Below are 12,787 nucleotides of genomic sequence, written 5' to 3'. Positions count from 1 at the left end.
GGGGGAATCGTCACGATCTGGACTTAACGTACCCGATACGTATCGGGACGTCGGAGGCGGCTACCCCACAGTTCACAGAACACGCCTTCACGTTCTGCACACGGGGTTGTCTCGCGTGAACACTGCCCTGCGGTCTACTTCGGACCAGCGGCCGGACGGCGGAACTACACGGTCGCCACACTGCTGATCGCGGTTCGTCTCGGGAAGCGCGCGGCCGAGGCCGCCACCCTTGACGCGGACCATACCAGCAGGTCAATCACTGCCGGACAGGCGTACTCCTAACCAACCGATCAGCCCAGGACTTAGGTCCCGGGTGGTCCCGGGACCCAGGTCCGGTGCGGGCCGGGACCGGCTCCGGATCACCGCAGGCGGCGGGTCCCGGTCACTGTGCGCAGCGGCGCACGGAAGCGCACTTTTGTGGTCCCGGTCACACTCAAGCGGCCGCAGGTGGGTGCACGAAGAGTAGTGGAACCGACCGCGTCAGGACGGGATGATCGTCGGGATCTTGGTCTTGCGGAAGGCGGCGAACTCGGCCGCGGCGGCGAGCAGGATGGCCACGATCATCGTGATGCCGAGCGACATCGGGTGCAGCGCGGTGACGCCCTTCAGCAGCGTCAGCGCGCCGAAGAGCAGCACGACCTTCACGACGTACCCGCCGAGGGCGATGACCATGACGAACATCGGGTCCTGGCCCGCGCTGAACTTCATCATGCCCAAAGTGGACAGCGAAGCCAGCATCGCGAGCACCCCGCCGACGAGCGAGCCCAGGAAGCCGGGCAGGCCGTTGAGGATGCTGAACAAGGCGATGCAGACGACCACCGCGGGTGGGGTCACCAGCAGCGAGGCCTTCGTCATCGCGCGGGCCGCCCGCAGCACCACCTCGGCGTGCGGGTTCTCCTGCTCGTGCGTTTCGGCTTCGCTCACACCTGGCTCCCTGCTCGGTTGACACCCGAGTGTAGAGACCCCCGCGGGTCAGGTGCCCGGCTGGTTGCGCGAGCGCAGCCGCGGGACGATCGAAACCACCGCCGCGACGACCAGGCCGATCCCGATGATCCACAGCGCCGCGGCGTCGTCGAACAGCGTCACCGACACCGCGCCGAAGGCGAGGATGCCGGCCCACAGGTAGATCAGCATGACCGCGCGGCGCTGCGAGTGGCCGATCTCCAGCAGCCGGTGGTGCAGGTGCATCTTGTCGGCGGCGAACGGGCTTTCCCCGCGGCGGGTGCGGCGGATCACCGCCATGATCAGGTCCAGCATCGGCACGAACAGCACGGCCGCCACGACCACCAGCGGCGAGAGCAGCGCGATCGCGTCCTTGGCGCTGAACTGCGTGTACGGCACGCGCCCGGAGGCCGACGTCGTCGCGCCCGCGAGCATCAGGCCGATCATCATCGAGCCGGAGTCGCCCATGAAGATCTTCGCGGGCTGGAAGTTGTACGGCAGGAAACCCAGACAGGCGCCGGCCAGGGTGGCCGCGATCAGCGCGGGCGGGTACGTGCCGACGTCACCGCCGGAGCTGTCGAGCAGGCCGAGCGAGAACGCGCAGGTGGCGGCGGCCGCGATGAAGCCGAGGCCGCCGGCGAGCCCGTCGAGGCCGTCGACGAAGTTCATCGCGTTGACCATCACCACGACCATCACGACGGTGAGCAGCGCGCCCTGGTTCTTGTCGAGCACCAGCACCGAGCCGAACGAGCCGCCGGTGCCGCCCCACGGCACCCAGAACGACACCCACTGCACGCCGAAGATGACGAGGATCCCGGCGCACATGACCTGGCCGGCCAGTTTCGTCCAGGCGTCCAGCTCGAACCGGTCGTCGAGCGCGCCGATGAGCGAGATGACACCGGCGGCGAGCAGCACGCCGACCGAGTCGAAGGAGGCGTCGAAGCCGTGCGACAGCGCGGGCAGCTGGTGGGCCAGGCCCATCGCAGCGGCGACGCCGAGGTAGATGCCGATCCCGCCCATCCGCGGGATCGGGGCGACGTGCACGTCACGGGCGCGCGGGTTGGCGATCGCGCCGACGCGGATCGCAACCCGCCGCACCACGCCGGTGAGCAGGTAGGTCACGGCCGTCGCGGTCAGCGCGACGAGGATGTATTCCCGGATGGGGAGCAGACCGGATGTGGGCGGCACGGGGACGTCACGCTCGCGGGGTCGGGGTCACCCGCGACACGCTATCGTGTCGCGGTTTTCGCGGTGATCCGGCTTCAGGCCAAGGATTCCGCGGGCACACCGAGCACCTCCGCGATGGCCTCCTTGCCCACGGCGCCCTCGCGCAGCACGACCGGTTCGGAGCCGGTGAGGTCCACGATGCTCGACGCGACGGGCGCGCCGCTCGAGCCGCCGTCGAGGTAGACCGCGACCGAGTCGCCGAGCTGTTCCTGCGCCTCCTGCGCGGTGCTGGCCGGCGGCCGCCCGGAGACGTTCGCACTGGAGACGGCCATCGGCCCGACGTCCCGCAGCAGTTCGAGGGCGACGGGGTGCAGCGGCATCCGGAGCATGACGGTCCCCCGGGCGGCGCCGAGGTTCCACTGCAGGCTCGGCGCGTGCGGCAGCACGATGGAGAGGTCCCCCGGCCAGAAGGCTTCGATGAGCGCACGGGCCTGCGGCGGCACGCCGAGCACGAGGCCGTCCACAGTGGACCACGAGCCGACGAGCACGCCGACGGGCATGTCCGGGCCGCGGTTCTTGGCCCGCAGCAGCGCCTGCACGGCACCGGCGTCGAAGGCGTCGGCACCGATCCCGTAGACGGTGTCGGTCGGCAGGACGACCAGCCGGCTGGACCGGACCGCCCCGGCCGCGGCGGCGAGCCCGTCGGCCCGGGTCTCCCGCTTGCTGCAGTCGTAGACCACGCTCATGGGGGCCAAGGGTAGTCCGGGGGCGGCGGGGGAGGTTCGCCGCGTCACACCGCGCGGGTGGTGGGGAGCAGCGTGTGGGTGGCGGCCGGGGCGGCCCGCCGCGTCACACCGCGCGGGTGGTGGGGAGCAGTGTGTGGGTGGCGGCGGGTGTGGAGCTTGCCGCGTCACACCGTGCGGGTGGTGGGGAGCAGTGTGTGGGTGGCGGGCGGGTGTGGAGCTTGCCGGTGGGGCCGCGTTGGTGCGGTGGGCGGCTTGCCGGTCCGGCCGCCGCGGGGGCGCCCCCCGTCTTCTACGCTACCGGCCACCACCGACAATTCCCGGCGCCGCGGGCGCGTACGGCTGGAGTTGTCCACACCGCTCCTGGCAGCGAGCAACCGGGCCGGGTACCGCAGCAGAGCCCCGGCGGCGGGCCCGCCCGCGTCGCGGTCCGGCGCGGGCGCCCGCTCGGGCCTCACCCGCAGAACGGCCGCGATCCAGCGCGGGCGGCGGCTCCCCAATCCGGCCGCCGCGGGGGCGCCCCCCGTCTTCCACGTTACCGGCGACCACCGACAGTTCCGGGCGGCACCGGCGCTCCCGGCCGGAGTTGTTCACACCCCGTCCCGCCCGCCGTCCGAGGCGCCGCAAGCCGCCCGACTTTCGTCGTGGGGCAAGCGGGTAAACCTCGCCGCGAGGACGAACCGCGACACCGCGGCTCAATACGGTCGATCTTCGGGAACCACCACCCCCGTGGGTTCCCAGTGAAGGAGCCGCAGATGCGCCGCAGAACCCCGAAAGCGCTCGCCCTGCTCGCCGCCGTTGCCGTTCTCTCCGGGGTCGGTGCCGGTGCCGCCGACGCCGAGCCGCTCACCCGTGGCTGGCCCGGCCCGATCGACGCCGCGCACTGGGAGAACCAGGACCACATGACCTGGTCCGACTACCGCAAGGTCCCCGGCACGAACTGGGCCGATCCGGCCCTCAAGCCGACCCAGCGCACCTTCAAGGGCGCCGTCGTCCTCGCCGACTACCCCGACGAGGACTTCGTCGTCACCAAACCGGCGCGCTCGACCGTGTTCGGCAACCCCGCGCCCACCGCCGCGGACATCCCGCGGGCGAACGTCGCGCGGTACTACCAGGACTTCCTCAACAAACCCGAGGCCCTCAACAACGGCCACACGATCAACGAGTACTGGATGGAGGACTCCGGCGGCCGGTTCGGCGTGCAGCTGACCGCCTTCGGGCCCTACCGGATGCCCGGGAAGTCCTACGAGTACGGCATGGAGTTCCAGCCGAGCGCCTGCCCGCCCGGCGCGGACTGCAGCCGCGACCTGCGCAAGGACGCCGGTGACGCCTGGCGCGCCGACGTCGGCGACGCCGCGAAGCAGTTCGACTTCGTCTTCTACCTCTCCGCCGGCCAGGACGAGAGCTCGACCTGGCAGGAGTTCGGCGAGATGAAGTTCGGGACGAAGGAGAACGTGCCCGACAGTTTCGGCCCGCCGAACCACGACCTGCCCAACTACGCGGCGACGCGGTACGTGCCGTGGACGTCGTGGGCGTCGGCCGCCAGCATCTGGCCCAACGCCCAGGACGGCAGCTCGGTGCAGGCCGAGAGCTCCGGCCAGTCCACCTACGCCCACGAGTTCAGCCACATCCTGGGCATCGGCGACAACTACAACAACCCGTTCGGGACCCCGCCGTCGCGCTCCTACAGCGGGCCGTGGGACATGCTGTCGCGCGGGACGTTCAACGGGCCCGGCGGCCCGCACACCCGGTGGCAGATCCCGGCGACGCAGGGCAGCTCGATGGGCGCCCAGCACCAGCTCCGCAACAAGCTGAAGCTCGGCATCGTCGACCCCGCCGCCGTCCTGCAGCTCGACCGCGACCAGCTCGCTTCGACGGGTCCGGTATCGGCGCGGCTGACCGCGCGCGAGACCGAGGCCCAGCCCGGCGCGTTCACCGGCCTGAACATCAAGCTCACCGGCGGGGACAAGGCGCCGAAGTGCGACCGGTCGAAGGACCCGTTCTGCGACGGCGGCGGCTACGACAACTACACCGTCGAGGTCGTCGACCGGATGGGCTCGGACTCGTTCGCGCCGGACTCGGGCGTGCTGATCACGAAGACGAAGAACAAGGACGACGCCCCGTTCGACTGGGTGATCGACGCCAACCCGGCCGACATCGGCATCACCGACTACACGAAGCCGGACGGGACGCCGGTGAAGATCACCGTCGGTGACTACCGCCAGCTCAACGACGCCCTGTTCAAGGCGGGCACCCAAGCGGCGAGCCCGTACGAGTACACCGACGCGGCCAACCGCCTGCGGTTCCTGATCACCGACGTGGCCCGCGACCGCCGCGGGATCCTGTCGTACACGGTGACGGTGGCCTCGCTGGACGGCTCGGGCGGCCAAGCCCGCGGGGCGGCGCTGACGCCTGCTCTCCCCGCGTTCGCCCGCGGCGGCCTCGCGACCTGCGAATTCGGCCTGCTGAACACGGGCGCGGCCCGCGGCGCGAAGGCCCCGTACGACACGGACACGTACCGGCTGAGCGTGTCGACGGACGCCCGCGGCTGGGAGGTCCGCCTCCCGAACGAGCTGGCGACGGCGAAGTTCGGCGGGTACGCGAAGGTCCCGGCGTACGCGAAGCGCGGCCAGGGCGGCGACCTGGCGGCAAGGGTGAAGCTGACGGCGACATCGGTGAGCGACCCGTCGAAGACGGCGACCGCGAGCTGCACGGCGTTCGGCTTCTGACGGCCGCCCGGTGGGGCTGTGGACAACTCGTCCACAGCCCCACCGGAGCACCGCGAACTGTCGGTGCCCCCCGGTAGCGTGGAAACGGGGGCTGTTCAGTCCGCGTCGGGCGCGGCTTCGGCCTCCTCGACCATCTCCACCAGCTCCGCGACGACCTCCCGCGCGCTCTCACTGTCCGGGAACCACTCCTAGGCCGCGCCCGGCAGCGACTCCCGGATCACCCTCATGGTCTCGGCCGCCTGCGCCTTCGAGTAGCTGGCCAGCGAGAAGAACGCGTAGCCCCCGGCGACGAACTCCCGCAGGTCGGCGGCCAGCGCGGGGTCCTCGACCTCGTCGGCGACGAACTCGAGGACCCGGCGCAGCAATCCGCGGCTCGGCATCCAGTCGAGGAAGTCCAGACCGGCCTTCCCCGGCGGATCGACGATGAAGTCTCCCGACACGTTTCCCCTCATCCCCGTGGCCGCTCAGTCCGCGTCGGGCGCGGCTTCGGCCTGCTCGACCGTCTCCCTCAGCGCCGCGATGATCCACCGCGCCCCTCGCTGTCCGGAAATCATTTTCGCCTCGGCCGGCAGCGGGTCGATGGTGAAGTCGCCGCACCCCGGAACGCACCGGACTCGACGAAAGAGCAGCAGAGACGCTCAGCCGAGCCGGCGGGCGGTGACGAACCGGGCCCTGCCGGTCAGGTCCGCGTGGTCCTCGACACCCGTCAGCACCCGGCGGGCCCTGACCAGGGCCGGGACCGCCGAACCGTGCGTGTCGTCGTGCTCGATCGCCAGGCCGCCGCCCGGACGCAGCAACCGCGCCCCCGCCGCGATCGCGTGGCGGATCACCGCCAGGCCGCTCTCCTCGGCGAACACCGCGCGCGGCGGGTCGTGCTCGGCCACCTCCGGGGGCACCGGGGTGCCCTCCGGGACGTACGGCGGGTTGCACAGGACCAGGTCGACCAGGCCGTCGAGCTCGGCGAACATCGTCGGGTCGCCGATGTCGCCCGAATACAGCCGGATCGGGGTGTTGCCCGCGTCGGCGTGCACGTCGGCGTTGTGGCGGGCCCAGGCCAGCGCCTGCGGGTCGATGTCCACCGCGTAGACGACCGCGTCCGGGCGGGCGTTGGCCACCGCCAGCGCCAGCGCGCCGGAGCCCGTGCACAGGTCCACCACCACCGGAAACTCGCGGCCCTGCAGGAACTTGACGCCCCATTCGAGCAGCAGCTCGGTCTCCGGGCGCGGGACGAACACGCCGGCACCGACCGCGACCGTGATGTCACCGAGCGCGGCCCAGCCGGTCAGGTACTGCAGCGGGATGCGCTTGGCGCGCTGCTGGACGAGCTGGCCGATGGCCTCGATGACCGGCGGGTCGACCAGCGGCACCATCGGCAGCCTGCCGCGTTCGACCCCGAGCACGTGCGCGGCGATCACCTCGGCGTCGAACCGCGGCGAGGCGACGCCCGCGCGCTCGAGGATGCGGGTGGCCTCGATGATGGCCAGGCGCAGCGGCTGCCGGTTCACTCGTCGTCCTTCACCTCGTCAAGCCTGGCACACCAGGCGGAACTGCCCCGTGAGGACACGCGCCGGTCCCACGCCGTCCAGCGTATCGAGGCGCCCCCGGCCCGCGGGCGACAACTACCCGCCCGGCCGGGTGCCGGGACCGCGATCGGCCCGATCTTCTAGGATGCAGGTCACCGGGTCGGGGATTCGCCTGCTCGACGGCGCCGCCCGAACCGATCCGCACCGAAACTCCGGGGAGCCCCGCAGTGCCCACAGAGCCGATCACCCGCCGGGTGGCGTTCATCTTCCCGATCTACAACGAGGAAGAGAACATCGACCTGCTGCACCGGACCGTGGACGAGGTGACGGCTCCCCTGGCCGGGAAGTACGACTTCAGCTTCCTCTACGTCGACGACGGCAGCCGGGACGGCTCGCTGGCCAAGCTCACCGAGCTCAGCGCCCGCGACGAGCGGGTCACGGTGGTCGAGCTCTCCCGCAACTTCGGCCACCAGATGGCGGTCACCGCCGGGCTCGACCTGGTCGACGCGGACGCGGTCGTCATCATGGACAGCGACATGCAGGACCCGCCGCGGGTCGCGCTCGAGCTGATCGACAAGTGGGAAGAAGGCTTCGACGTCGTCTACGCGCAGCGGCGCTCGCGGCAGGACTCGGCGTTCAAGAAGCTGACCGCCGGCGGGTTCTACTGGTTCCTGCGGAAGATGGCCGCGGTCGACATCCCGAAGAACACCGGCGACTTCCGGCTGATCGACCGCAAGGTGGTCGACGAGCTGCGCAAGTACCGCGAGCGCGACCGCTTCCTGCGCGGGCTGGTCAGCTACATCGGCTTCAAGCAGACGGCCGTGCTGTTCGACCGCGACAAGCGGCACGCCGGCGTCACGGGCTACCCGCTGCGCAAGATGCTGCGCTTCGCCGCCGACGGCATCCTCGGCTTCTCGGTGACGCCGCTGCGGATGATCACGCGCATGGGGTACCTGATCTCGTTCCTCAGCTTCGTCGGGATCCTGTACGTCGGCGGCGTCAAGCTGTTCGCCCCCGAGACCGCGGTGCCCGGCTGGGCGTTCCTCGGGATCGCGATGTTCTTCCTCGGCGGGATCCAGATCATCATGCTCGGCGTGCTCGGCAGCTACATCGGCCGCACGTACTCCCAGGTGCAGAACCGGCCGCTCTACGGCGTCGCCTCGGTGCGCACCGGGGTGCCCACCGAGGCCCGCGAAGGCGCCGAAGCGGGACGAGGCACCCGGTGAAGCTGATCTCGGCGACCCAGCTGCGCTTCGGGCTGGTCGGCGTGGCGAACACGCTGGTCGACGCCCTCGGTTACGCGCTGCTGGTGACGCTGGGCGTCCCGCTGTTCGTGGCGAACTTCATCTCGACGTCCACGGGCATGCTGCTCAGCTTCACGCTGAACCGGAACTTCACCTTCCGCGCCAAGGACGGCGACGTCCGCCGCCAGGCGCTGCTGTTCTTCGCCGTCACCGCGTTCGGGCTGTGGGTCGTGCAGGCGGCGATCATCTTCGCGGTCACCAGCGCGTTCCCCGGGGTGCACGTGCTGATCCCGAAGTTCGCCGGGATCGCCGTCGGCCTGGTCTGGAACTACGTGCTCTACAACAAGGTCGTCTTCCGGCCGCGGCCCCCGAAGGTGCCGGCGCCGGTCGCGGAGGTCACGCATGACTAGCACGGCCGTCCCGTCCCGGGCCGCCGACCAGGTCGAGCCGGAGCGCCCGGAGGCGGCCCGCGCGAGCCGCTGGGCCTGGCTGAACGGCGACTACGCCCGCGTCTTCGCGGTCGTGGTGGCCTGGAACGTGGTGCTGATCGCGGTGGCGTACCTGTTCGCGCCGTCCAGCCCGGTCGACGAGGGCATCCCGAAGACCGGCATCGGCTCGACGATGAGCCTCCTGGCGCACACCTACCGCTGGGACGCCGGCAACTACGGCCAGATCGCCGTGCACGCCTACGTGGGCGACTACGCGCCGACGCGGGCGTTCTACCCGGTGTTCCCGATCCTGGTCTGGCTGGTGCAGACGATCAGCTTCGGCACGCTCGGCCTGCTCGTCGCCGGTTTCCTGGTCAACCTGGTGGCCACCTGGCTGGCCGCGGTCGCGCTGCTGAAGATCGCCCGGCACTTCTTCGACGGCGAGCGCGCCCCGTGGCTGGTCGTCGCCGCCTTCCTGACCGCGCCCGCCGCGTTCTTCCTGCACTCGTTCTACAGCGAAGCGGTGTTCTGCGCGCTGGGCTTCTGGGCCTACCTGTTCGCGCTGCGCCGCCAGTGGCTCTGGATGGGGCTGACGCTCGTCCCCCTGACGGCCTCCCGCATCACGGCGGCGGTGTTCGTCGGCCTGTGCTTCCTGGAGTTCTGGCGGTCGAAGGACTGGAAGCTGCGCGGCCTGCTGTCGTGGAACCTGCTGTGGTTCCCGGCGGCGTTCGCCGGCCTCGCCGCGGTGATGGTCTACATGAAGGTCCAGACCGGGGACGCGTTCGCGAGCTTCAACGCGCTCAAGGGCGTGCGGGAGTGGTCGTACCACAAGTTCAACCCGAACATCTTCGAGACGCTGTGGAACGAAGCCAAGATCACCGGCCACGCCCTGCTCGGTGACACCCGCATGGACGCGTGGACGCTGATGAGCCACGTGCTGCCGATGATCGGCCTGACGCTGCTGTTCGTGTCGTCGGTGTACGTCCTGGTGGCGTTGCGCGCGAAGGGCGTGCCGCTGGCGCTGTTCGGGTTCGCGTCGATCGTGATGCTGACGATGAACAGCAACGTGGTGTCGGTGCACCGCTACCTGCTGCCGTGCCTGGTGATGTACGTGGCCCTGGTGTTGTTCGGCGAGCGCCGCCCGCAGCTGCGCGGCGCCGTGCACGTGGTGCTGTACGCGAACGCGCTGGTCTGCGGGATGATCTACCTGCGCTTCATCACGGGCTTCTGGTCCGGCTGAGAGCACGGCCAAGGGGAGAGAAGACATGAGCTTGTCGGGTTCGCTTCGCCAGGAGACCGAGGATGAACCCTCGGCGACCGAGCGGACGACGGAAATCGCCGCCACCACCGCCGAGCCGCCGGTCGTGGCGGGTCCGTCCGAACGGACCCGCCGGTTCTACGTGGCCGTCCTCGCCGCTTTGCTGGTCCTGCTCGCCTTCGGCGTCCGGCTGTCGCTGTTCCGCTACGAGACCGCGGACTACACCGCGTTCTACCGCCGCTGGTACGACTTCGTCGTCAGCCACGGCGGGATCGAGGCGCTCAAGTACGAGTTCTCCGATTTGAACGCGCCCTACCGGTACTTCATGGTGCTGCTGCCCCACCTGCCGGTGCCGTCCCCGCTCGCCGGGATCAAGGCCTTCTCCGTCTTCTTCGACATGGTGACGGCGTTCTTCGTGTACCGCATCGTGGCGCTGAGGTACCCCTCGCGCTGGATCGCGGCCGCGGCCGCGTTCACCGTGTTCATGCTGCCGACCGTCGTCATCAACAGCGCGATGTGGGCCCAGGGCGACGCGATCTACACCGCGTTCTCCCTTGGCGCGGTGTACTTCCTCCTGCGCAAGCAGCCGTGGTGGGCCTGCGTCTTCTTCGGGCTCGCGCTTTCGTTCAAGCTGCAGGCGATCTTCCTCTTCCCGCTGCTGCTCGTGATGGTGCTGCTCGGCCGGGTGCCGTGGCGCGCCCTGGTGGCGATCCCGGTCGTCTACCTCCTGCTCGACGTCCCCGCGTTGCTCGTCGGCGCGTCACCGGCGAAACTGCTGACGATCTACCTGAGCCAGACCAGCATCTACCCCGACATGACGCTCAGCGCGCCCAACATCTGGCAGTTCTTCCGCGGCGAGCACGGCATGGAAACGATGAAGACCGCCGCGGTCCTGCTGACCGCGTTGCTGATCTTCACGCTGTGCCTGCTGGTGGTGCTCAGCCGGGTCGAGCTGACCGACACGCGCATCCTGCTGATCGGGGCGATTTCGGCGGTGCTCGTGCCCTTCGTCCTGCCGTCGATGCACGAACGCTACTTCTACCTCGCCGACGTCCTGACGCTCGTCCTCGCCTTCTACCTGCCGCGGCAGCTGTGGTACGTCCCGATCATCGTCGAGTTCTGTTCGCTCATGTGCTACATCCCGAACATCTTCTTCGCGAAGGCGGGCGGGGAAACGGTCGACTTCCGCATCCTCGCGGCGCTGGAGCTGTGCGCGTTGGTCGTGCTGGTCCGGTACGCCGTCTGGGACTTCCGCCGGCACCGTGTCCGGGAGCCGCTCGCCCGCTGAGCCACACGTGATCCAGATCACCCCCCGATCCGGTAATACCCGGACCGTCCCGGCGATGGAACCACCGGGCGAGGGGCCGTTCGCTGCCTTTCAGGAACGGAACACGGGGGGAGAAAGTGCGGCCGGGAACCGGCCGTAGCACGGGGGAAATCCAAGGCTGCCCATTCGGCACGCCGTTGTTCCGGTGAGCGGTACGACGCTCACCGGCTATCAGGCATCGGCAACTACCGGTGCACTGCTTTTTTTCACGATCACCGAGGGGGAATTCGATGACACGTGCACTCCGCAAACTCGGGACGGGGTTCGCTGCCCTGACCGCCGCCGGCCTCATCACCGCGGCGCCCGCGCAGGCCCTGACCGGCGGCACTCCGGCCGCCGACGGCAGTTATGCGTTCACCGCCCAGATCAGCGGTGCCCGCGGGTGCACCGGCGCGCTCGTCGCCCCGCAGTGGGTGCTGACCGCGGCCGCGTGCTTCGGTGCCGCGCCGCTGTCCGCCGGGCCGCCCGCAACGCCCTACACGGCGACGATCGGGCGCGCCGACCTGACCGGCACCGCCGGGCACACCGTCAAGATCACCACGCTCGTCCCCGCCACCGACCGGGATGCGGTGCTGGCCAAACTGGCCCTGCCGATCGTCGACGTCGACCCCGTCCCGCTGGCCACCCGGGCTCCGGCCGCCGGGGACGTCCTGCGGATCGGCGGCTACGGCCGCACCGCCGACCGGTGGGTGCCGGACCGGCTGAGCACCGCGTCGTTCACCGTGAGCGGCGTCGACGGCACGGCGGTGGCCGTCACCGCGGCCACCGGGGACGCCACCACCTGCCTCGGCGACGCCGGCGGCCCGGCGCTGCGGGAGACCGGGACGCGGGTGGAACTCGCCGCGATCAACGCCCGGTCGTGGCAGCACGGCTGCTACACCTCGACCGAGACGCGCCAGGGCACGGTCGAAACCCGCGTGGACGACCTGGGCACGTGGGTGAGCCAGGTGACCGCACCGGTCGCCGCGACGATCACCGGCAAGGCCAGCGGCCAGTGCCTGGACCAGGACTGGGCCAACGGACAGGAACACCCCGACGTCGGTGCCTGGGCGTGCTGGACCCCGAGCCAGACCAACCAGCAGTGGCAGCTCAGCTGGCTCTCCCGCGACACCGTCCAGGTGGTGAACGCCCGCTCGGCCAAGTGCCTGGACCAGGACTACACCAACGGCCAGCCGCACCCCGCCGTCAACGCGTGGCAGTGCTGGACCCCGGGCCAGACCAACCAGCAGTGGACCGTCCAGCCGCACTACGAGGACGGCACCGTGACGCTGGTCAACAAGGCCAGCGGCCAGTGCCTCGACCAGGACTACACCGACGGCCGGCCCCACTCCACGGTCAACGCCTGGCAGTGCTGGACCACCAACCAGGCCAACCAGCGCTGGCTCCTCGGCTGACAACTTTCCGGTCCCCCGCGGAACGCCGGCAC

Annotated in this window: 11 protein-coding genes; 6 read left to right on the top strand and 5 right to left on the bottom strand. The window is 70.4% G+C overall.

The window, feature by feature from the left end; genetic code table 11:
* Positions 1–480: 480 nt before the first annotated feature.
* The 3 genes from ACLJPY_RS10685 to ACLJPY_RS10675 all read right to left on the bottom strand — a co-directional run bounded on the left by ACLJPY_RS10685 (position 481) and on the right by ACLJPY_RS10675 (position 2,855).
* Positions 481–924, bottom strand: coding sequence for a hypothetical protein (locus ACLJPY_RS10685; RefSeq protein WP_410587864.1), 444 nt, complete (start codon positions 922–924; stop codon positions 481–483).
* 48 nt (positions 925–972) lie between these two features.
* On the bottom strand, positions 973–2,130 hold the full coding sequence (locus tag ACLJPY_RS10680; protein WP_410587863.1) for a glycosyltransferase family 4 protein: 1,158 nt from the start codon (positions 2,128–2,130) through the stop codon (positions 973–975).
* Between the two features lie 74 nt (positions 2,131–2,204).
* Positions 2,205–2,855, bottom strand: a complete 651-nt coding sequence (locus ACLJPY_RS10675) for an L-threonylcarbamoyladenylate synthase (protein WP_410587862.1) — start codon at positions 2,853–2,855, stop codon at positions 2,205–2,207.
* A gap of 752 nt (positions 2,856–3,607) precedes the next feature.
* On the opposite strand from ACLJPY_RS10675, the gene ACLJPY_RS10670 reads away from it, so the two are divergent.
* Positions 3,608–5,581 (top strand): M6 family metalloprotease domain-containing protein, encoded by a 1,974-nt coding sequence (locus tag ACLJPY_RS10670; RefSeq protein WP_410587861.1) that lies wholly within the window; start codon positions 3,608–3,610, stop codon positions 5,579–5,581.
* 188 nt (positions 5,582–5,769) lie between these two features.
* On the opposite strand, the gene ACLJPY_RS10665 is transcribed toward ACLJPY_RS10670, so the two are convergent.
* Positions 5,770–6,021, bottom strand: a complete 252-nt coding sequence (locus ACLJPY_RS10665; RefSeq protein ID WP_410587860.1) for a hypothetical protein — start codon at positions 6,019–6,021, stop codon at positions 5,770–5,772.
* A 198-nt stretch (positions 6,022–6,219) separates the two neighbouring features.
* Positions 6,220–7,086, bottom strand: a complete 867-nt coding sequence (gene prmC / locus ACLJPY_RS10660; protein WP_091317424.1) for a peptide chain release factor N(5)-glutamine methyltransferase — start codon at positions 7,084–7,086, stop codon at positions 6,220–6,222.
* A gap of 245 nt (positions 7,087–7,331) precedes the next feature.
* Between prmC and ACLJPY_RS10655 the strand changes: the two genes are divergently transcribed.
* The 5 genes from ACLJPY_RS10655 (at position 7,332) to ACLJPY_RS10635 (ending at position 12,755) form a co-directional block, all read left to right on the top strand.
* Positions 7,332–8,330: a glycosyltransferase family 2 protein gene (locus ACLJPY_RS10655; RefSeq protein WP_410587859.1), complete on the top strand. Its 999-nt coding sequence runs from the start codon at positions 7,332–7,334 to the stop codon at positions 8,328–8,330.
* The gene (locus tag ACLJPY_RS10650; protein ID WP_410587858.1) at positions 8,327–8,758 is read left to right on the top strand and encodes a GtrA family protein; all 432 of its coding nucleotides are present in this window, start codon (positions 8,327–8,329) and stop codon (positions 8,756–8,758) included. Before ACLJPY_RS10655 ends, ACLJPY_RS10650 begins: the two co-directional genes overlap by 4 nt.
* Positions 8,751–10,016, top strand: coding sequence for a mannosyltransferase family protein (locus tag ACLJPY_RS10645; protein ID WP_410587857.1), 1,266 nt, complete (start codon positions 8,751–8,753; stop codon positions 10,014–10,016). Before ACLJPY_RS10650 ends, ACLJPY_RS10645 begins: the two co-directional genes overlap by 8 nt.
* Positions 10,017–10,041: 25 nt before the next feature.
* A complete protein-coding gene (locus ACLJPY_RS10640) occupies positions 10,042–11,322 on the top strand; it encodes a hypothetical protein (RefSeq protein ID WP_410587856.1) in 1,281 nt (426 codons plus the stop codon).
* Between the two features lie 269 nt (positions 11,323–11,591).
* Entirely contained in the window at positions 11,592–12,755 is a 1,164-nt protein-coding gene (locus ACLJPY_RS10635) for a trypsin-like serine protease (RefSeq protein ID WP_410587855.1), read from the top strand.
* The last annotated feature ends 32 nt before the right edge of the window (positions 12,756–12,787 follow it).

Source organism: Amycolatopsis sp. lyj-23, assembly GCF_046549135.1.
Classification (GTDB): domain Bacteria; phylum Actinomycetota; class Actinomycetes; order Mycobacteriales; family Pseudonocardiaceae; genus Amycolatopsis.
This window is presented reverse-complemented; position numbering and strand designations above follow the sequence as displayed.